Source organism: Acidovorax sp. IB03 (genome assembly GCF_016406015.1).
GTDB classification, from domain to species: domain Bacteria; phylum Pseudomonadota; class Gammaproteobacteria; order Burkholderiales; family Burkholderiaceae_C; genus Acidovorax; species Acidovorax temperans.
Genome location: NZ_JAEFCH010000017.1, coordinates 24,972 through 44,226, shown reverse-complemented (window position 1 = coordinate 44,226; position 19,255 = coordinate 24,972). Strand labels below are relative to the sequence as shown.

General features: G+C 63.1%; 15 protein-coding genes and 1 tRNA gene. 5 read left to right on the top strand and 11 right to left on the bottom strand.

Annotation, left to right across the window (positions count from 1 at the left end; genetic code table 11):
• Positions 1–41 precede the first annotated feature (41 nt).
• The 6 genes from IHV84_RS11380 to IHV84_RS11355 form a co-directional block, all read right to left on the bottom strand.
• Positions 42–1,046 carry a Tim44 domain-containing protein gene (locus IHV84_RS11380; RefSeq protein WP_044399363.1) on the bottom strand — a complete coding sequence of 335 codons (1,005 nt, stop codon included), beginning with the start codon at positions 1,044–1,046 and terminating at the stop codon, positions 42–44.
• A 47-nt stretch (positions 1,047–1,093) separates the two neighbouring features.
• Positions 1,094–1,825: a bifunctional demethylmenaquinone methyltransferase/2-methoxy-6-polyprenyl-1,4-benzoquinol methylase UbiE gene (ubiE, locus tag IHV84_RS11375; protein WP_044399366.1), complete on the bottom strand. Its 732-nt coding sequence runs from the start codon at positions 1,823–1,825 to the stop codon at positions 1,094–1,096.
• Positions 1,826–2,002: 177 nt separating this feature from the next.
• Positions 2,003–2,416 (bottom strand): gamma-butyrobetaine hydroxylase-like domain-containing protein, encoded by a 414-nt coding sequence (locus IHV84_RS11370; RefSeq protein WP_066692671.1) that lies wholly within the window; start codon positions 2,414–2,416, stop codon positions 2,003–2,005.
• Positions 2,417–2,474: 58 nt separating this feature from the next.
• Positions 2,475–2,927, bottom strand: coding sequence for an HIT family protein (locus tag IHV84_RS11365; RefSeq protein ID WP_044399372.1), 453 nt, complete (start codon positions 2,925–2,927; stop codon positions 2,475–2,477).
• Positions 2,927–6,895 carry an FAD/FMN-binding oxidoreductase gene (locus tag IHV84_RS11360; RefSeq protein ID WP_198846941.1) on the bottom strand — a complete coding sequence of 1,323 codons (3,969 nt, stop codon included), beginning with the start codon at positions 6,893–6,895 and terminating at the stop codon, positions 2,927–2,929. Before IHV84_RS11360 ends, IHV84_RS11365 begins: the two co-directional genes overlap by 1 nt.
• A gap of 418 nt (positions 6,896–7,313) precedes the next feature.
• On the bottom strand, positions 7,314–8,195 hold the full coding sequence (locus tag IHV84_RS11355; RefSeq protein ID WP_198846940.1) for an MOSC N-terminal beta barrel domain-containing protein: 882 nt from the start codon (positions 8,193–8,195) through the stop codon (positions 7,314–7,316).
• A 125-nt stretch (positions 8,196–8,320) separates the two neighbouring features.
• Between IHV84_RS11355 and IHV84_RS11350 the strand changes: the two genes are divergently transcribed.
• The 5 genes from IHV84_RS11350 (at position 8,321) to IHV84_RS11330 (ending at position 13,123) form a co-directional block, all read left to right on the top strand.
• A complete protein-coding gene (locus IHV84_RS11350) occupies positions 8,321–9,454 on the top strand; it encodes an FAD-dependent monooxygenase (RefSeq protein ID WP_044399459.1) in 1,134 nt (377 codons plus the stop codon).
• An 85-nt stretch (positions 9,455–9,539) separates the two neighbouring features.
• The gene (locus IHV84_RS11345; RefSeq protein ID WP_198846939.1) at positions 9,540–10,268 is read left to right on the top strand and encodes a DsbC family protein; all 729 of its coding nucleotides are present in this window, start codon (positions 9,540–9,542) and stop codon (positions 10,266–10,268) included.
• 72 nt (positions 10,269–10,340) lie between these two features.
• Positions 10,341–12,149, top strand: a complete 1,809-nt coding sequence (locus tag IHV84_RS11340) for a M61 family metallopeptidase (protein ID WP_198846938.1) — start codon at positions 10,341–10,343, stop codon at positions 12,147–12,149.
• Positions 12,150–12,239: 90 nt separating this feature from the next.
• A complete protein-coding gene (locus IHV84_RS11335) occupies positions 12,240–13,019 on the top strand; it encodes an enoyl-CoA hydratase (RefSeq protein WP_044399391.1) in 780 nt (259 codons plus the stop codon).
• A gap of 27 nt (positions 13,020–13,046) precedes the next feature.
• Positions 13,047–13,123 (top strand) — tRNA-Met (locus IHV84_RS11330).
• A 183-nt stretch (positions 13,124–13,306) separates the two neighbouring features.
• Here IHV84_RS11330 and arsA read toward each other — a convergent pair.
• The 5 genes from arsA to IHV84_RS11305 form a co-directional block, all read right to left on the bottom strand.
• A complete protein-coding gene (arsA, locus tag IHV84_RS11325; RefSeq protein WP_233099959.1) occupies positions 13,307–15,151 on the bottom strand; it encodes an arsenical pump-driving ATPase in 1,845 nt (614 codons plus the stop codon).
• A 123-nt stretch (positions 15,152–15,274) separates the two neighbouring features.
• Entirely contained in the window at positions 15,275–16,090 is an 816-nt protein-coding gene (locus tag IHV84_RS11320; RefSeq protein ID WP_198846937.1) for a ZIP family metal transporter, read from the bottom strand.
• Between the two features lie 26 nt (positions 16,091–16,116).
• Positions 16,117–16,377, bottom strand: a complete 261-nt coding sequence (locus tag IHV84_RS11315) for a hypothetical protein (protein ID WP_198846936.1) — start codon at positions 16,375–16,377, stop codon at positions 16,117–16,119.
• A gap of 284 nt (positions 16,378–16,661) precedes the next feature.
• Entirely contained in the window at positions 16,662–17,546 is an 885-nt protein-coding gene (gene yghU / locus IHV84_RS11310) for a glutathione-dependent disulfide-bond oxidoreductase (RefSeq protein WP_198846935.1), read from the bottom strand.
• Positions 17,547–17,666: 120 nt separating this feature from the next.
• Positions 17,667–19,253 (bottom strand): DUF262 domain-containing protein, encoded by a 1,587-nt coding sequence (locus IHV84_RS11305; protein ID WP_198846934.1) that lies wholly within the window; start codon positions 19,251–19,253, stop codon positions 17,667–17,669.
• Positions 19,254–19,255 lie beyond the last annotated feature (2 nt).

Here is a 19,255-nt window from a genome sequence, read left to right as displayed (position 1 = left end):
AGTCCCCGATTATTCCCTGAACTGGGAAAGCCCTTCGGTATTTACTGCAAGGTTTGCACGCCTGCCACCAGCCAGCCGCTGTTACCCGACTTGCTCTTGGTCATGTTCCACACTTCGCGGAAGGGGCTGGGGCCTGCAGACAGTTCTTCGCGGATCATGCCGGAGAACTCCACGCTGGCCATGTAGCGATCGTCCATTTCTTCAATGCCCAGCAGCTGCGCCTCGATCATCACCACGTCGGTGTGGTTGGGCTCAGCGCCCCGTTGGGACTCCCGTTCGGCCAGCTGTGCACGGATTTCTTCGAGCATGCCGTCGGTCATCATGGAACGCAGCGTGGCGATGTCCGAGCGATCCCAGGCGGCCTGCAAGGTCACGAAGTTGCGCTTGGCGGCAGACACGAAGCCCTCGGCGTCGAAGCCTGCTGGAATGCCCCAGTTTTGCGAGCCTGCCAGGCCAGAACCGATCACCACGCCCGAACCCTGGGCTTGGCGCGAAGCGTCAAACGCCATGCTGCTGCGCTCCCAAGGACGGGCCGATGCGTCGTTGCCGACGTTTTCAGGGCGATAGGTGTGAGGCGCCTGCGCTGCCGCAGGGTTGGAAGCACCAGCGCCCTGGAAGGCGAAAGGCGAAGCGCCCGACTGGTTGGCGGCGCCAGAGCGGCGAGCGCGCATCACCATGCCGATGACCGCCACCACGGCCAAGGCCACCAGAGCAATCAACAGGAACTGAGCGAACTCGGCGCCCAGGCCCAGCGAGCTGGCCAGCCAGGCCAGGCCCAGGCCAGCGGCCAAGCCACCCAGCATGGCACCCCAGGGGCGCTTGGGCGCAGCAGCGGCGGGAGCGGCAGCAGGCGTTGCCGGTTTGGCAGCGGCTGCGCTGTTCGTGGCGGCGCCACCTTGCGAAGGAGCACCACCGGCAGATTCGCGTTGGGTGACGTTGCTCGATTGCTGCCCAACGGATTTACCGCCACCCATGCGCTTGGCTTCAGCGTCCACATGGACCACCGCCATCAGCGCGACCAAAACCACAGACCATAGTTTCATCATGTCATCTCCGTTGTGTCATTCGTCAGCGTTGAGCGCAATCATTGCTCTCAGCACTTGATTCCAACATGCAAAGCCACTACTCCGCCAGTCATGTTGTGATAGTCCACATGCCCAAAGCCGCTTTGTTGCATGAGGGATTTGAGTTCTTCCTGACCGGGGTGCATCCGAATGGACTCGGCCAGGTAGCGGTAGCTGGCGTCATCGCCCGCCACCATCTTGCCCAGCTGGGGCAGGATTTTGAAGGAATACCAGTCGTAAACCTTCTCCAGCGGCTTGGCCACTTTGGAGAATTCCAGCACCAGCAGTTTGCCGCCGGGTTTGAGCACACGGCACATTTCGGTCAGCGCGCGGTCCTTGTGCGTCATGTTGCGCAAACCAAACGCCACGCTCACCACATCGAAATGCGCGTCGGGAAAAGGCAACTGTTCGGCGTCGCACACCAGGGTGGGCAAGATCACGCCAGCATCAATGAGCCGGTTGCGCCCCGTGCGCAGCATGGCTTCGTTGATATCGGTGTGCACCACGCGCCCGGTGGTGCCCACCTTTTTGGCAAATGCCAGAGAAAGGTCGCCCGTGCCGCCTGCAATGTCCAGCACCTGGCTGCCTTCGCGCAGGTTGGCCACCATCACGGTGTAGGCCTTCCAGGCGCGGTGCAGGCCGCCGGACATCAGGTCGTTCATCACGTCGTACTTGGACGCGACCGAGTCAAACACGCCGCGTACGCGCTGTGCTTTTTCTTTTTCGTCTACCGACTGGAATCCAAAATGGGTGGTGCTCATAGGGTCATGCTAGGCGCCTTCGCACCTGCCGTACAGCGACAACCCCGTGCTCATCTGGGGCATCCGTCGCAAAATTGATATAAAAATGGGTTCTAGCGCTTGATATACAAGCGCAGGCAGCTATCTTTTCAATAGCAACCGATTGTGCACATCGTCATCCAGCACGCGGCCCAGCCATCAATGGCTGCCGCAGGCATGCCCACCCTTGGCGGCCATCGGTGCGTCACGGTCCACCCCCGCTGCGGCCAGGCGCTCGGCGTATTGCTTCCACAACGCATCCTGCTGCTGACCCAGCTCGTAGAGGTAATCCCAGCTGAAGATGCCGCTGTCGTGCCCATCCGAAAAAGTCGGCTTGACCGCGTAGTTGCCCACGGGCTCCAGGTTGACCAGCGTGACGTCGCGCTTGCCGGTTTGCAGCACTTCCTGCCCCGGGCCGTGGCCCTGCACTTCGGCAGACGGCGAGTACACGCGCATCAGCTCGAACGGAATGCGGAAAGAAGCGCCGTCCGAAAAAGCCACCTCCAGCACGCGGGAAGCCTCGTGCACCGTCAGTGCGGTGGGCGCGGGTGCGCCCGATTTCAAACCTGCCATGCGTTCACCTGTTCAAAAATTTAAAACGACTGCCCTACTCCGACTGTGCGTGGCGCATTCAGCCAGCGACCAATGCCGCCTGTAAATGGGTGCGCAGATCAGCCTCCAGCGCTGGCAGCCGGTCGCGCACAGCGCCTTCCTGTGCCGCAGGGCTGAGCCGCTGGGCGGCTGCCCACACGGGCGCGGGGAAGTGGCTGTCCCAGTCAAACCGGGCAATCACATGCCAGTGCAGGTGCGGCACCATGTTACCCAGGGCTGCAATATTGACCTTGGTGGGGGCCAGGTGCTGGCGCAAGGCCTGCTCCACCACGGTCACTGCGTCCATGCAGTGCACCCGATCCTCGGCCGAGAGGTCAGAAAATTCGGCAACGTGCGCATTCCACACCACCCGGTAGAAGGCCGGAAAGCCCGCCTCGTTGGCACGGATCACGCGCAACCGCGCGCCGCGCCACACCAGCGCACCACCGTCTTCGGCGCACAAAGGGCAGGCAGGGGCGCGGTCCGCAGCCATCAGACGAGCACCCGCTCGATACCGCCCTGGTTGGCACGGTGCACGTATTCGGGCATCCAGTTCTCGCCCAGGATCTCGCGGGCCATTTCGATCACGATGTAATCGGCTTCGAGCAGGCCGTTTTGCAAGTCGTCCTGGTAGCGGTTCAGGCCCTGCAGGCAGCTGGGGCAGCTGGTCAGGATCTTGACGTTTTCCTTCTCGCCCACGGCACCGCTGGCACGCAGCAGGGCTTCGCCCTTGCGGATTTCTTCTTCCTTGCGGAAGCGCACCTGGGTGGACACATCGGGCCGGGTCACGCCCAGGGTGCCGGATTCGCCGCAGCAGCGGTCGCTCTTGAGCACCTGCTCGCCCACCAGCGCCTTCACCGTCTTCATCGAGTCCTGCTGCTTCATCGGGTTGTGGCAGGGCTCGTGGTACAGGTAGGCGCCCTTGCCTTGCAGGGTGATGCCCTTTTCCAGCAGGTACTCGTGGATGTCGATGATGCGGCAACCGGGGAAGATCTTGTCGAACTGGTAGCCCTGCAGCTGGTCGTAGCAGGTGCCGCAGCTCACCACCACCGTCTTGATGTCCAGGTAGTTCAGCGTGTTCGCCACGCGGTGGAAGAGCACCCGGTTGTCCGTGATCATCTTCTCGGCCTTGTCGAACTGGCCGCTGCCGCGCTGCGGGTAGCCGCAGCACAGGTAGCCCGGGGGCAGCACGGTCTGCACGCCCGCGTGCCACAGCATGGCCTGCGTGGCCAGGCCCACCTGGCTGAACAGGCGCTCGGAGCCGCAGCCGGGGAAGTAGAACACCGCCTCGGTCTCGGCCGTGGTGGTCTGCGGGTCGCGGATGATCGGCACGTAGTCCTTGTCCTCGATATCGAGCAGCGCGCGCGCCGTCTTCTTGGGCAGGCCGCCGGGCAGCTTCTTGTTGATGAAGTGGATCACCTGCTCCTTGATCGGAGCGGTGCCCACCGTGGCTGGAGGCTTGGCCGTCTGCTTGCGGCCCACCTTGCGCAGCAAATCCACCGCCATGCGCTGGGCCTTGAAGCCCACGTTGACCATGCCCGAACGCAGCAGCTTGATGGTGTCGGGGTTGGTGGCATTCAGCATGGCCATGGCCATCTTGTTGCCGGGGCGGAAGCTCTTCTTGCCCATCTTGCGCAACAGGTTGCGCATGTTCATGGTCACATCGCCAAAGTCGATCTTGACCGGGCAAGGCGTGTAGCACTTGTGGCACACCGTGCAGTGGTCTGCCACGTCTTCAAACTCTTGCCAGTGCTTGATGGACACACCACGGCGCGTCTGCTCTTCGTACAGAAAGGCTTCGACCAGCAGCGAGGTGGCCAGAATCTTGTTGCGCGGGCTGTACAGCAGGCTGGCGCGTGGCACATGGGTGGAACACACGGGCTTGCACTTGCCGCAGCGCAGGCAGTCCTTCACCGAATCGGCAATGGCGCCAATGTCGCTTTGCTGCATGATGAGCGACTCGTGCCCCATCAGCCCAAAGCTGGGCGTGTAGGCATTGGTCAAATCGGCATGCATCAGCGCAGCGTTTGAAGCGTTTTTGGCCTCTGGCGCTTGTCCAGCAAGCGCGGGCAGCTCCTGATTTCGTAGCAGCTTGCCCTTGTTGAAGCGGCCTTCCGGGTCCACCTTGCGCTTGTAGTCGGCAAAAGGCTGCAACTCGGCGTCGGTCAAAAACTCCAGCTTGGTGATGCCGATGCCGTGTTCGCCCGAGATCACGCCGTCCAGGCTGCGGGCCAGCACCATGATGCGGGCCACCGCCTCGTGCGCGGTCTGCAGCATCTCGTAGTCGTCGCTGTTGACGGGAATGTTGGTGTGCACATTCCCGTCGCCCGCGTGCATGTGCAGCGCCACCCACACGCGGCCCTTGAGCACGCGCTTGTGGATAGCCACGGCCTCGTCCAGGATGGGCTTGAACGCCGCACCCGTGAAGATGCCTTGCAGCGGCGTGCGCAGCTGGGTCTTCCAGCTGGCGCGCAGGGTGTGGTCTTGCAACTGGGGGAACAGGGTTTCGACGTTGTCGAGCCAGCCTTGCCACAGGGCACGCACTTCCGCCACCAGGGCAATGGCTTGGGCCACGCGCTCTTCCAGCAGCTCGGCAGCGGGCACGTCATCGGCCGCATCCTGTTTGCCCAGCGGAAGATTGCCACGCTCAAAAAACTCAGTCAGGGCGTCGCACAGCTTGAGCTTGTTGCGCAGGCTCAGCTCGATGTTGATGCGCTCGATGCCGTCGGTGTACTCGGCCATGCGCGGCAGCGGGATCACCACGTCTTCATTGATCTTGAAGGCGTTGGTGTGGCGGCTGATGGCGGCCGTCTTCTTGCGGTCGGCCCAGAACTTCTTGCGCGCATCGGCGCTGATGGCAATAAAGCCCTCGCCGCTGCGGGTGTTGGCCAGGCGCACCACTTCGCTGGTTACGCGGGCCACTTCGTCGGCGTCGTCGCCAGCAATGTCGCCAATCAGCACCATCTTGGGCAGGCCCAAGCCGCCAGGCGCCCCCATGGTCGTGCCCTTCTTGCTCTTGGTGGCGTAGCCCACGGCCTTCAGATAGCGGTCATCCAGGTGCTCGAGGCCCGCCAGAAGAACGGGGGAGGGGCCCTGTTCATTCCCTCCTTCGCCACTGCGCTTTTGCAGGGAAAACATGTAGTCCTTGATGTCCACGATGCTGGGCACCGCATCCTTGGCATTGCCAAAGAACTCCAGGCACACGGTGCGCGTGTGCTCAGGCATGCGGTGCACCACCCAGCGCGCACTGGTGATGAGGCCGTCGCAGCCTTCTTTCTGGATGCCCGGCAGGCCAGCCAGGAACTTGTCCGTCACGTCCTTGCCCAGACCTTCCTTGCGGAAGGTGCGGCCTGGGATGCTCAGGCGCTCGGTGCGCACGGGCGTCTTGCCGTCGGCTTCGAAGTACTGCAGCTCAAACGTTGCCACTTCCACGTCATGGATCTTGCCCATGTTGTGGTCCAGGCGGGTCACTTCCAGCCACTGGGCGTCGGGCGTCACCATGCGCCAGCTGGCCAGGTTGTCGAGCGCCGTGCCCCACAGCACGGCCTTTTTGCCGCCCGCGTTCATGGCAATGTTGCCGCCAATGCATGATGCTTCGGCGCTGGTCGGGTCCACTGCGAAGACGAAACCTGCGCGCTCGGCCGCATCGGCCACGCGCTGCGTCACCACCCCCGCTTCGGTCCAGATGGTGCCCACCTCACGGTCCAGTCCCGGCAGGCGGCGCATCTCCACCTCGGTCATGGCTTCGAGCTTTTCGGTGTTGATGACCACGCTCTTCCAGGTCAGCGGAATCGCGCCCCCCGTGTAGCCCGTGCCACCCCCACGCGGGATGATGGTCAGGTCCAGCTCGATACAGCCCTTGACCAGCGCAGCCATCTCGGCTTCGGTGTCGGGCGTGAGCACGACAAAGGGGTATTCCACGCGCCAGTCGGTCGCGTCGGTCACGTGGCTCACGCGTGAGAGGCCGTCGAACTTGATGTTGTCTTTGGCTGTCAGGCGCCCCAGGGTCTTGCGGACCTGGCGGCGCAGCTGCGCGGCCTGCTCGAAGGTGGCGTTGAATTCGACCACCGCGCGGCGCGCGGCCACCACCAGTTCGCCCACCAGACGGTCGCGCTCGGCATCATCGGCGGGGGTGCGGCGTTTTTCGATCTCGCCCAGGCGGTGGTTGAGGGCGTCCACCAGCAGCTTGCGGCGGTCGGGGTTGTCCAGCAGGTCGTCCTGCAGGTAGGGGTTGCGCTGCACCACCCAGATGTCGCCCAGCACTTCGTACAGCATACGGGCCGACCGGCCGGTGCGACGCTCTTTGCGCAGCTGGTCCAGCAGGTCCCAGGCGGAGGAGCCCAGCAAGCGGATCACGATCTCCCGGTCAGAGAACGAGGTGTAGTTGTACGGGATTTCACGCAAACGGGCGGGCTCGGCGGCCTGCGTCTGCAAGGCAGCCAACGCGATCGGAACATTCATGGGTTAGAGCGTGTTATGTACTTTTACGTGCCCACGAAAACCGGAGAAAAGCCCGGCAACGAGGCGCAAGACGCGCAGCGGTACGTGTACCGTCAGCGGCGTGCAACAAAGTGGCCGGGCCTGTCTCCGGCTTTCCCGGAGGGTTGGGCCCTGAGGTTAGCGCTCGCGGCGTTGCAGACCTTGCCAAGGCTTGAGCCTTGCCAGCAGTCCGTGCCTTGCGATCACTAACCTCAGGGTCCAACGTGGGTACGTAAAAATGCATAACACGCTCTAAACCTGGGGTGGGCGCCACGCGCCCGTGAGCCTCGGGGGCGTGATTTTATGCCAGCGGCTTCCCCGGCGCAGAAAGGGGGCACAGAGGCCTTGGGCCGCCGCCCCCTGCCCACCCCTCGGTCAGCGGGGGCGGCACAGCATGCCCTCAGTCAAAACAGTAATGGGCGCCAAAACGCTGGCCCACCCGCAGCATTTGGCCTGCCCCACGGGCCACCACGGCATTCATGCCGAAGGTGATGGCCCCGTCCAGGCGCTTGTCGCTGCGGTAGGTGCTCAGCGTATCGCTCACGGCAGGGCTGCTTTGCGCGGTGGCCGGGTCGATATTGGGAATCGGGCAGCGGGCACAGGGCTTGACGTGGCGCAGCTCTGCGGTGTCGGCTTCATCACCCTGCCCCACGGCAATGTGCACACCGTCGATGCGGTCCTCGTCATGGGCGTCCACACCGCCCAGCACCACATTGGGCCGAAAACGTTCCACGCCCACCGCCTCGTGCCCTTTGGCCACAAGTCGCTCATTCAGGTCGTCAATGGAGGCCTCGCTCGTCACCAGCACCGCAAACCCGTCGGCAAACTGGGTGTGCGCATCCAGTTCACCTGTCCACTTTTTGCTGGACAGGCGCAGGTGGTCCGGGTCAAAACGCACCAGGCGGCACGGCTGCCCCAGAAAATCGCTGAACCACTGGGCCGCCAGGGCGCCCATGTCCCACGCGGGCACCGTGTCATCCCACACAGTGACCGTGGCCGGGCCTTCCACCAGGTCCAGAGCGACATGCAATGCCAGCATGCCCGGTGCCCGCAGCACCATTTCAGAGGATTTGAGTTGCGGGCGGATCAAGGCCATGCGCGGCAAGGTGCGCTGGGTCAGAAAATGCCCCTGCGCATCCACCACCATCCAGGCGCGGTCCAGGTCCAGGCCTGTTTCGGTCAGCACAGCCTCCTGCACCTCGATACCGGCGCACGATTTCACGGGGTAGATAAACAGCCGCGCAATGGTTCCCGTCACATCGAATTCGGTTTCTAAAGACACGGCCCCACACTCCCTTTGATTGATTCGTTCGTGCCACCTGGTCAGGCTGGTTGCCTGCGGCACACGGCAAAGCCGGAGATTCTGCACCGCGCCTGTGGTCGTCAGTGCGCTCCTACAATGCCCGCATGGCGCACACCTTTGACATTTGTATCCGTGGGGCCGGCATCGTCGGCCGCACCCTGGCCCTGTTGCTGGCACGCGAGCGCTTGCGTGTGGCACTGGTAGCCAACCCCACACCGCAGGCTGCCGCCGCACCCGATGTGCGCGCGTACGCACTGAACACCGCATCCCGCACCCTGCTTGAATCGTTGCGCAGCTGGCCCGACCCACAGCACGCCACGGCGGTAGCCCGCATGGACGTGTTTGGCGACAAGGATGGCGCGGTGCACTTCGACGCAGCCGCCCAGGGCGCCGAGGCGCTGGCCTGGATTGTGGACGTGCCTGCCCTGGAGCAACGTCTGGCCGAAGCCGTGCGCTACCAGCCCCAGGTAGAGGTGGTGCAAGCCCCCGTGAACGCCGCTCTGACGGTGGTGTGCGAAGGGCGCGCCAGCAGCACCCGGGCCGAGTTCGGCGTGGATTTCGAAGTCACCCCTTACACCCAACACGCCATCGCCACCCGGCTGGAATGTGAACACCCGCACGGCCAGGTGGCCCGGCAGTGGTTTTTGCCCGATGGCATCCTCGCCTTCTTGCCGCTGGATGGCCCAGAGGGTCGGTCGGTGGCCGTGGTCTGGTCGGTAGACCGCGAGCAAGTCGCCCCGCTGCTGGCGCTGGAGCCCGAAGCGTTTGCCGAGCAGCTCGAAACCGCCAGCCAGGGCGCACTGGGGCGGCTCGAACTCACCTCCGCCCGCTCTTCGTGGCCGCTGCAGCAGGCGCAGGCGTCCCGCTGGTGCGGCCCGCTGCCCAGCCCTGGCAAAACCCCGCACAGCTGGGTGCTGGCGGGCGACGCGGCCCACAACATCCACCCCCTGGCAGGCCAGGGCCTGAACCTGGGGCTGGCCGATGCCCAGACCCTGGCCCGTGTGCTGCATGGCCGCGACTACTGGCGCAGCGTGGCCGACATGCGCCTGCTGCGCAGCTACGAACGCGAGCGCAAGGCCGCCATGCTGCCCATGAGCCTGGCCACCGACGGGCTGCAGCAGCTGTTTTCGCGCACCGAGAACCCGCTGCAAACCCTGCGCAACTGGGGGATGCGCGGCTTTGAACGCAACGGCCTTCTCAAAAACTGGATCGTCCGCCAAGCCATGGGAACCCATTGACGCCCGCGCACTCCGACAGCAACCGACGCCGCACCATCGCACAACGCACAGGGCGGCAGCCAGCCAACTTTTGACTCGATTCGCTATGAAACTCATCCCTACCCTGCTGGCTGCGGCCACTTTGGCCTTCGGCCTGTCGGCCCAGGCGCAAGAATCCACCATCCGCAAAACGCTGGCCGAACGCATCCCGCAAATGGGCAAGATCGACGAAGTGCGGCCCACCGCCATGCAGGGCCTGTACGAGGTGCGCATTGGCACTGACGTGTTCTACACCGACGCCAAGGGCAACTACGTCATCCAGGGCGAACTCTTTGACACCAAGGCCCGGCGCAACCTGACCGAAGACCGCATCAACAAGCTCACGGCCGTGGACTTCTCGGAGCTGCCCCTGAAGGATGCCTTCACCATCGTGCGCGGCGACGGCAAACGCAAGGTGGCCGTGTTTGAAGACCCCAACTGCGGCTATTGCAAGCGCTTCGAACGCGACCTGCAGAACGTGGACAACATCACGGTGTACCTGTTCCTGTACCCGATCCTGAGCCCCGACTCGGCCGAAAAGTCCCGCAACGTCTGGTGCGCCAAAGACCGCGTGGCCGCCTGGCAAGACATGATGGTGCGCGAGAAGGTGCCCGCCGCCGCCAGCTGCGACACCGCCGCCATCCAGCGCAACCTGGCCTTTGGCCGCAAGCACAAGATCACCGGCACCCCGACGTTGATTTTTGCCAATGGCTCGCGCGTGCCCGGCGCCATCAGCGCCCAAGAAGTGGAAAAACGCCTGGCCGAAGTGGCAGGCGAAGCCCCCAGCGCCAACTGAACCTGAGGGCTGGGCGCTGGCGCATGGCCGCTAGCACGCCATTTCAGCCCCTGCCCCGACCAAGGAGCTTTCATGCCCAAGCCCCCAGCCGCCGCCCGCGCGGGCGTCCACTACGAGGTGGTTGCAGCCCACCTGCAGGCGCATTTGTTTCAGGTGACTCTGACCATTGCCCAGCCCCAGGCACAGCAAACGGTGTCGCTGCCCGTGTGGATTCCCGGCAGCTACCTGGTGCGCGAATTTGCCAAAAACCTGCAAAAACTGCACGCCCGCCAGGGCAAGCGCGAAGTCTGTCTGCAGCAGACAAACAAGCACACCTGGGTGGCCGATTGCCATGGCAAGGCGCCTCTGGTCTTGACCTACGAAGTGTGCGCCTACGACAACTCGGTGCGCACAGCGTGGCTCGATGCATCGCGCGGCTTTTTCAACGGCACCAGCCTGTGCCTGCGCGTGCATGGGCAAGAGCAGCAACCTCACACCCTGGAGGTATCTGCCCCGGCAGCGCCCACCTGGTCCCTGGCCACCGGGCTGGCTGCGCTAAAGGTCGATAAAAAAGGCTTTGGCCTGTACGCCGCAGCCCACTACGACGAACTGGTGGACTGCCCCGTGGAAATGGGTGACTTCTGGGTGGGCAAGTTCACCGCATGCGGTGTGCCCCACCGCTTCGTGGTGGCCGGGGCCGCGCCATCGTTTGACGGCCAGCGGCTGCTGGCCGACACGCAGAAAATTTGCGAAACCGCCATTCGCTTCTGGCACGGCCAGGGCAAGGCCCCGTTTACCAGCTACCTGTTCATGCTCAACGCGGTGAACGACGGCTACGGCGGGCTGGAACACCGCAACTCCACTGCCTTGATCTGCGGTCGCCGCGACCTTCCCCGCCAGGGCGAGGCGCGCCAGAGCGAGGGCTACACCACACTGCTTGGCCTCATCAGCCACGAATATTTCCACACCTGGAACGTGAAGCGGCTGCGCCCCGCCGAGTTTGCCGGCTACGACTACGACCAGGAAAACTACACGCAGCTGCTGTGGTTTTTCGAGGGCTTTACCAGCTATTACGACGACCTGCTGCTGCGCCGTGCGGGCCTGATTGACGACGCCACCTACCTCAAGTTCATCACCAAGACTATCAACCAGGTGCTGCAAACGCCTGGCCGCCAGGTGCAAACGGTGGCACAAGCCAGCTTTGATGCCTGGGTGAAGTACTACCGCCAGGACGAAAACACCCCCAACGCCACGGTGAGCTACTACACCAAAGGCTCGCTGGTGGCGCTGTGCCTGGACCTGCACCTGCGCCAGCACGGCAAGGCCACGCTGGACGACGTGATGCGTGGCCTGTGGAGCCGCTGCAAGGCAGGCCCCATGAGCGAAGCAGATTTGCTGACCGTGCTGGAGGAGCTGACCGGGCGCAGCTACGCCACCGAAATTGCGCAGTGGGTGCACAGCACCGACGAGTTGCCGCTGGCCGCCTTGCTGGCCGCACACGGCGTGACCCTCAAGCCCGACACTGCCCAGCTTGCGCAGCGCCTGGGCATTCGGGTGGCCGAAAACCACAGTGTGCAGATCAAGACCGTGCTGCGCGGCAGCGCGGCTGAACAGGCTGGTTTTGCTGCGGGTGACGAATGGCTTGGCCTGCGGGTGAAAACCCAGGCTTGGCGCATCAACAAGCTCGACGATGTGGCGTTTTACGCCGGTCCCCAAACCCAACTGGTGGCCGTGGTGGCGCGCGACGGCCGTTTGCTGGAACTGCCCCTGACCCTGCCTGCTGCGGTGCCACCGGGTAGCGTGGCCCAGGGCAAGTCACGCCGCCAGCCTGCGCCAGACACCGTGAACCTGACCGCCACAGACACTGCCGCCGTCAGCCGTTGGCTGGCCGGCGCTGCGTGACAGCAAGGTGCAAGCTGCTTGGATATATTCAGTGGCTGCCCTGCTGGACTGAACCAGCCCCCATTTCAAAACCCCAAACCAGGAGACAACATGGCCTACGAAACCATTGAAGTGCGCACCGAAGGCGAGAAGGTTGGCATCATCACGCTCAACCGCCCCAAGCAACTCAACGCACTGAACGACCAGCTCATGAACGAGCTGGGCGAAGCCCTGAAGGCGTTTGATGCCGACGAAAAGATCGGCTGCATGATCATCACCGGCAGCGAAAAGGCCTTTGCCGCAGGGGCCGACATTGGCGCCATGGCCAAGTACAGCTTTGCCGATGCCTACAAGGGCGACTACATCACCCGCAACTGGGAAGCCATTCGCAGCATCCGCAAGCCCGTGATCGCGGCCGTGAGCGGCTTTGCGCTGGGCGGCGGCTGCGAGCTGGCCATGATGTGCGACTTCATCATCGCCGCCGACAACGCCAAGTTTGGCCAGCCTGAAATCAAGCTGGGCGTGATCCCCGGCGCGGGCGGCACGCAGCGCCTGCCACGCGCGGTGGGCAAATCCAAGGCCATGGACATGGCTCTGACAGGCCGCATGATGGACGCCACCGAAGCCGAGCGCTCTGGGCTGGTGAGCCGGGTGGTGCCGTTCGACAAGCTGATGGACGAAGCCCTGGGCGCCGCGCTGATCATTGCCGACTTCTCGCAGATCGCCGTGATGGCTGCCAAGGAATCGGTGAACCGCGCCTTTGAAGGCACGCTGGCCGATGGCGTGATGTTTGAGCGCCGCCTGTTCCACGCACTGTTTGCCACGCAAGACCAAAAAGAAGGCATGGACGCCTTCCTGGGCAAACGCAAAGCCAATTTTGTGCACCAGTGATTTTTTTGGTCTATAATTTGAGGCTTCGGTGGTATAGCTCAGTTGGTTAGAGCGCAGCATTCATAATGCTGATGTCCCAGGTTCAAGTCCCGGTACCACCACCAAATCAAAAACCCTGCATGGTTCGCCATGCAGGGTTTTTTGTTTCTGGCCCGATTTTCTGCGGGGGGCCTCGGCGCATGCACTGCGCGGCAATGTGCGGCTGAGTCCGTGGCAGGCTCAGAGGGTCGCCTACTTTTTCAAGCGTTTTCGGCCTCCGAGCCAGACGTGGAAAGCGCCAGCAGCTATCAATGAGATAGCAAACCATCCGCAGTGACCAGCCCACCCAGAGCTTCCACCCCCACGGGTGGCTCGGTCAGCCAGGGCAGTACGAAGGTGCGTTGGGCCAGGCCCTGCTCTATGCGCTCGCACTGCTTTTGCTCACCCGCCAGGCGTGCTTGCAGCAGCGGGTCAGAAGTGCCCGTGGCAGCCACGCTTTTGTTGATGACCCATGCCCAGGGCTCGATGTGGGCGCGGCGCAGGTCTTCCTGCAGGGCTGCGGCCTGGCTGACGGGCGTCACCTCGGGCAGCGTCACGATGACCACATGGGTCATGTCGGCGTCTTGCAGGCGCATCAGCGGGGTGATGATGTGCTTGGCCATCGCGCCACCGGCGCTGCCCTGGTATTGCTGGGTCATCTGCCGGTGGTAGGCCCCGGTGGCGTCCATCAGCAGCAGGCTGTGGCCGGTGGGGGCGGTGTCCAGCACCACAAAGGCCGTGCGGGCTTCGTTCACCACGCGGCTGAAGGCGTGGAACACGGCCACCTCTTCGGTGCAGGGTGACTGCAAATCTTCCAGCAGCAGGGCGCGGCCTGCGTCGTCCAGGGCCTTGCCGCGCGTGGCCATGATCTTGTCGATGTAGGCCTGCGTTTCGGCCCGGGGGTCGATGCGCCCCACTTTCAGCCCGGGCAGGCTGCCGTCGAGCTGGCTTTGCACATGGGCCGCCGGGTCGGTGGTGGTGAGGTGCACGCTGTGGCCCCGTTGCACCAGGCCCACGGCCAAGGCAGCGGCAATGGTGGTTTTGCCCACGCCGCCCTTGCCCATCACCATGATGAGCCCGTGGCCCTTGGCAGCCAGTGCGTCGGCCAGGGCGGCCAGCGGTTCGGCCTGCAAAGCGGCGCCAGCCGCAGCCGCTGGCGTAGCGGGGGGTACGACATCCCCACCCAGCAAGGCGCGCAGGGCTGGCAGGCCCACGGTATCGAAGGCACGCAGGGGCACTTCGTCGCGCGGCAGTTGCGCCAGGGCATCAGGCATCTGGCCCATGGCCTCGCGGCCCAGGCGCTCGATGGCGTCGGCCACCGGGTCTTGCCCCGGCTGGCTGGCGTGAAACGCGCCGTTGATGGCCAGGCGCTGGTTGGCAAGCCCCAGGGCACGCAGTTCTACGGCGGTGCGGGCGGCCTCTTGCATGGGGCGGGGATCGGGGCGGGTGACGAGCACCACGGTGGTCAGCGCAGGGTTGCTCAACGCCGCCAGGGCTGCGTTGAAGCGGGCCTCCTGCATCTTGAGCCCCGAGTGCGGCCCCAGGCAGGAGGCGCCCCGGTCGTTGCCCGCCAAAAATCCCGTCCAGGCCTTGGGCAAGCTCAGCAGGCGCAGCGTGTGGCCGGTGGGCGCGGTGTCAAACACCACATGGTCGAAGGTGTGGTCGGCATCCGCCCCCTCGCTGGCCAGCAGGGCGGCAAATTCATCGAACGCGGCGATTTCGGTGGTGCAGGCGCCCGAGAGCTGCTCGCGCACCGTGGCGCGCTCGTCTTCGGTGGCCGTGGCCTCCAGTTGCGCCAGCACGCGCTGGCGGTAGGCCTCGGCGGCGTTGTCGGGGTCGATGTTGAGCATGCTCAGCCCCGGCACACCGGGCACGGGCACCGGCTGGTTGGACAGCGGCACACCCAGCATTTCATCCAGGTTGGAGGCTGCATCAGTGCTCACCAGCAGCACGCGCCGCCCGGCGTCTGCCAACGCAATGGCGGTGGCGGTGGACAAGGAGGTTTTACCGACCCCACCCTTGCCGGTGAAAAACAGAAAACGGGTGGGCTGGACCAGCAAGCCCAGGCGCGCGGGTGAGGAAGGGGAAGAAGTGGAAGCGGCTGCGGCGTTCATGCCGCCAGCATGGCACAACAGCGTGACTTTGTCGCGCTGCCAAGGCCGCCGTGGCCCAGCGCTGCAAATGCACATTGGCCTGCGTCAAAGCCGCGGCGCTGCGCGGCCCGGGCCTGCCGCCGCTCAATGGCTGTGCGCCACCCCGCTCACCATCGTGACCACGACCATTCCGGCGATCAGCCAGGCGATCTGCGCGATGGTTTCGCGCGCCGTGAGCCGCTTTTGCAACTGGGGAATCAAATCGGCCAGCGCCACGTACACAAAGCTGCTCGACGCCACGGCCAGGAAGTACGGCAAAAAGTCTTGCAACTGCCCCACCAGGAAGTAGCCCACCGCCCCGCCCAGCGCGGTCACGGCCCCGGCCAGCGACACCTTCAGCAGCGCCATGCGCCGGTTGGCGCTGGTCTGGCGCAGCACCACCAGATCGCCCATGTGGTGCGGCACCTCGTGCGCCATCACCGATACGGCGGCAATCACCCCCAGGCGCATGTCGGCCATGAAGGCCGACGCGATCAGGATGCCGTCACCAAAGCAATGCACGCTGTCACCCGTGAGCAGCGCCCAGCCACCCGCAAGCGGCCCGTGGTGGTGTGCGTGCCCGTGGTGGTGGTCATGGTGGGCGTCGTGCGCGGCTGGCTCTGCATGGCTGTGCTCGTGCCCGTGGTGCCACAGCTCGGCCTTGTCCAGCAGAAAGAAAAACACCACCCCCACCAGCAAGGTGGCGAACAGGTCGTGCGCGCCCGCCTGGCTTTCAAACGCCTCTGGCAGCAAGTGCATGAAGGCCGTGGCCAGCAAGGCCCCTGCGGCCAGGCTGAGCAGGTGCTGCGGGCCCACGCCATCGTGGCGCCCACCCAGGCCCATACGCATCAACAGTGCTGCAGCCCACACGCTGCCAATGCCCGCAGCCAGCGTGGCGATCAAAATTGCTATCAATGTCATAGCTATTAGCGCTTATCAGTATTGCCCTAGAGGCATTTTTTATCAAACATCTGCACACCCCCGACCAACCTCGCTGACCACGCCAAGGCTGCTTCTGGCAAACCACTGGCGAAGCGTGAACTGCGCCATCTGTTTTGAACCAGGCCGGCGCGCACTGCAAGCCGCATCCCGCTGCGCCGTTGCAGCGGCAGGTGCGGAGGTTGGCGTGAAAAGTGCGCAACGTTTGGGGGCACCACAAATTCGGAAACCTTGGCTGCAGCAAAGCCGCTGGCGAGGGCTGATTTCATCTTAGCAATCGTGTCAATAGGCCCCGCAGAACTTTTTCAACACTTTTTTCAGCAGCCAGTGTGCCGCCCTTTTCCCTGTCAAAGCCCGCGCAGTGCGGCCCAAGGCAGTTGCGTGATGGCAGTTACGGCACACCACACATCGCAGCGGTGCCATCGCCACCCATTCCATCACTATCAAAAAAATAGCTGCTGGCGCTTGATTATCAAGCGCCAGCAGCCGTTTTCATGCACAAAGCAAATTCGGCAGCCCCCCAGCCCAGGCGGGCCGCCCGCCTCACGCCGCCTCACGCCGCCTGTTTGGCCGCCAGCTTGTCCTGCGTCTTGGTGTCAAAGTCGCTGGCGTCGTGCCGCTCATGCAGCTGGCAGGCCAGGTCACCGCGCACCCGGTTCACCATGCGCCCGCGCTGCACGGCGCGGCGCTGGCCCACCTGCTCGGCCCAGCGCAGCACATGGGTGTATTCGTGCACCTGCAAAAACTCGCCCGCGTCGTAGGCCTCGCCCTTCACCATCAGCCCATACCAGGGCCAGATCGCCATGTCGGCCACGGTGTACTCGTTGCCCGCCACGTATTCCGTCACGGCCAGGCGCTGGTTCAGCACATCGAGCTGGCGCTTGGTTTCCATCGCATAGCGGTCAATCGCGTACTCGATCTTGACCGGGGCGTAGGCATAAAAGTGCCCAAACCCGCCGCCCACAAACGGCGCACTGCCCATCTGCCAGAACAGCCACGACAGGCACTCGGCCCGCGCCGCGCTATCCTTGGGCAAAAAGGCACCAAACTTCTCGGCCAGGTACATCAGGATGGCCCCGGACTCAAATACCCGCACGGGGTTGGCAGGGTCGGTGCGGTCTTGCAGCGCCGGAATTTTGGAGTTGGGATTGATGCCCACAAACCCGCTGCCAAACTGGTCGCCATCGCCAATGCGGATCAGCCACGCGTCGTACTCCGCCCCACTGTGGCCCAGCGCCAGCAGCTCTTCCAGCATCACGGTCACCTTCACGCCATTTGGCGTGCCCAGCGAATACAGCTGCAGCGGGTGGCGGCCTACGGGCAGTTCCTTGTCGTGCGTGGCGCCTGCAATGGGCCGGTTGATGCTGGCGAACTGGCCGCCGTTTTCCTTGTTCCATTGCCAGATGGCGGGGGGGGTGTAGGGGGTGGGGGTAAGCATTAGGACTCCAAGCTAAAGACAAACGAAATGCTGGACTTCAGCAGTCACATTCAAAGAATTGATCAACGTTTCTACTAGGCATTAGCAGGCCAACGAAATTGGGGACGCACGACCCACCCACTATTGGAGAGGATTACGTTGACTACCATCGATGAACTCCTTGGCATGAAGACCTTCGAACCAAGTTAGCTCAAAGCGATTCATGATCGCCTCTCGCGCAACGAGAAAACCTTGATAGTCGCCGCGAGCCCAGGCCTCTAAGCACTCGGCATCAACGAAGTGGTCCCTGAGTGGCTCTAGATTCTGGTCATCAAGATATCCAAGCAACTGTTCAGCACGCTCAACCTCCCAAATAAACCTGTTTCCAGGTCTTGTGCCTTCACCGCGAATCAACGAGACGACCGCGCGATTTCCCCTAGAGTGAAGCAAATCCAGATGGCCACACTGGTTCGCGTATCCGTCTGCAAAGTAACGAGCACGGGCGTTCCTGAGCTCTAGGTTTGGCAGTGGGCTGGACTCAGTGCTGTGGAACAGTAATTTTGGCCAAGGCTCCCGCCGTCCCAAGAGACCTGCACGGAGATGCCGAAGCGCAGCTTGAACCCTATGTGTCGCAGAGCTAGCAAAACTGCCCCACACTGTCGTTAATCCCCACCAGCGCCTCAACCACTCATCATCGATGGACCCTCCATCTGGAACTTCATGCAAAGCGATCGCTGTCAGCGTTAACTGCATCTGATACGGAATCGCCAAAGGCGTGTGCACTAAACGATCCGCAGCTAATTTCATAGCACGCACCAGCAAATCAACTGACCTCTCGGCCAATTCCGGCCTTTCTCGAATCCTCCGGACGAGAAGCGCACCAGGAGACCGAGCCAAGTCCATTCCGAGCAAGCCCTTAAGCACATTCAAAGTTTGCTGTTCAGTGGCTGGCTGCCATCGATCCGGAAGACTTTGGCTACTCCAAGCAATATTGAAACGCTCACGAAGATCGAAGCTATCACCCCAAGTAAGAGCAGCGACCATGTGAACCTCGGTCATTGGTACGCCTTGGCTGTTGACTCGATGAAATGTTCTTGTCGCTAATTCCACGTCGTCCGTGCTGAGAGGAATCACGGGTATGCGACACCACTGCATGGCGTATAAAACACCTTCGGCAATGCTCTGGAGTCGATCAATTTCCTGAGGTGAGACGTGCCCTTCACGCTCCTTATTTCGGAAGTGCTGTCGAAGTGCCACTGCATCCAAAAACAGGTAAAGAGGTAAGCAAGACCAAACACTCGTTGGATTACCAACAACAAAATCGTCCTGCTCTAGATCAAAGTAGATGGCTTCGGGTGTATCACTGTCGGAGGCCGTCACCGGCGACAAACTCAGTTGCGGGCTTGCAAATGCTGCGAACAAAGTCGTCAGGCGCTGATGCCCGTCAAGCAGATAGCTCACTGTCTGACCTTGCGCTGGCCCTGGAATGACCACCCCAGCAATTCCGTCAAAACAACGTAGGCGATTTTGAGAAGTCCGCCATACCAAGAGGCTGCCAATTGGGATACCAACTCTAAGAGACCGCAGCAACTCGACTCTACGCTCATCCTCCCAAACGAAGGGTCGTTGAAACCTAGGAACCTGAATGTGCCCGGCACGAACGTCGGCCAGCAACTTTGGCAGATCGATGACCTGAGGCTGGGATACATAACTTGGCGATTCACTCATAG

Coding starts and splice junctions, on each gene's coding strand:
- IHV84_RS11380 (WP_044399363.1), bottom strand. CDS start 1,046: ATGATGAAACTATGGTCTGTGGTTTTGGTCGCGCTGATGGCGGTGGTC.
- IHV84_RS11345 (WP_198846939.1), top strand. CDS start 9,540: ATGAAACTCATCCCTACCCTGCTGGCTGCGGCCACTTTGGCCTTCGGC.
- IHV84_RS11370 (WP_066692671.1), bottom strand. CDS start 2,416: ATGGCAGGTTTGAAATCGGGCGCACCCGCGCCCACCGCACTGACGGTG.
- ubiE (WP_044399366.1), bottom strand. CDS start 1,825: ATGAGCACCACCCATTTTGGATTCCAGTCGGTAGACGAAAAAGAAAAA.
- arsA (WP_233099959.1), bottom strand. CDS start 15,151: ATGAACGCCGCAGCCGCTTCCACTTCTTCCCCTTCCTCACCCGCGCGC.
- IHV84_RS11365 (WP_044399372.1), bottom strand. CDS start 2,927: ATGGCTGCGGACCGCGCCCCTGCCTGCCCTTTGTGCGCCGAAGACGGT.
- IHV84_RS11335 (WP_044399391.1), top strand. CDS start 12,240: ATGGCCTACGAAACCATTGAAGTGCGCACCGAAGGCGAGAAGGTTGGC.
- IHV84_RS11320 (WP_198846937.1), bottom strand. CDS start 16,090: ATGACATTGATAGCAATTTTGATCGCCACGCTGGCTGCGGGCATTGGC.
- IHV84_RS11305 (WP_198846934.1), bottom strand. CDS start 19,253: ATGAGTGAATCGCCAAGTTATGTATCCCAGCCTCAGGTCATCGATCTG.
- IHV84_RS11350 (WP_044399459.1), top strand. CDS start 8,321: ATGGCGCACACCTTTGACATTTGTATCCGTGGGGCCGGCATCGTCGGC.
- yghU (WP_198846935.1), bottom strand. CDS start 17,546: ATGCTTACCCCCACCCCCTACACCCCCCCCGCCATCTGGCAATGGAAC.
- IHV84_RS11340 (WP_198846938.1), top strand. CDS start 10,341: ATGCCCAAGCCCCCAGCCGCCGCCCGCGCGGGCGTCCACTACGAGGTG.
- IHV84_RS11360 (WP_198846941.1), bottom strand. CDS start 6,895: ATGAATGTTCCGATCGCGTTGGCTGCCTTGCAGACGCAGGCCGCCGAG.
- IHV84_RS11315 (WP_198846936.1), bottom strand. CDS start 16,377: ATGAAATCAGCCCTCGCCAGCGGCTTTGCTGCAGCCAAGGTTTCCGAA.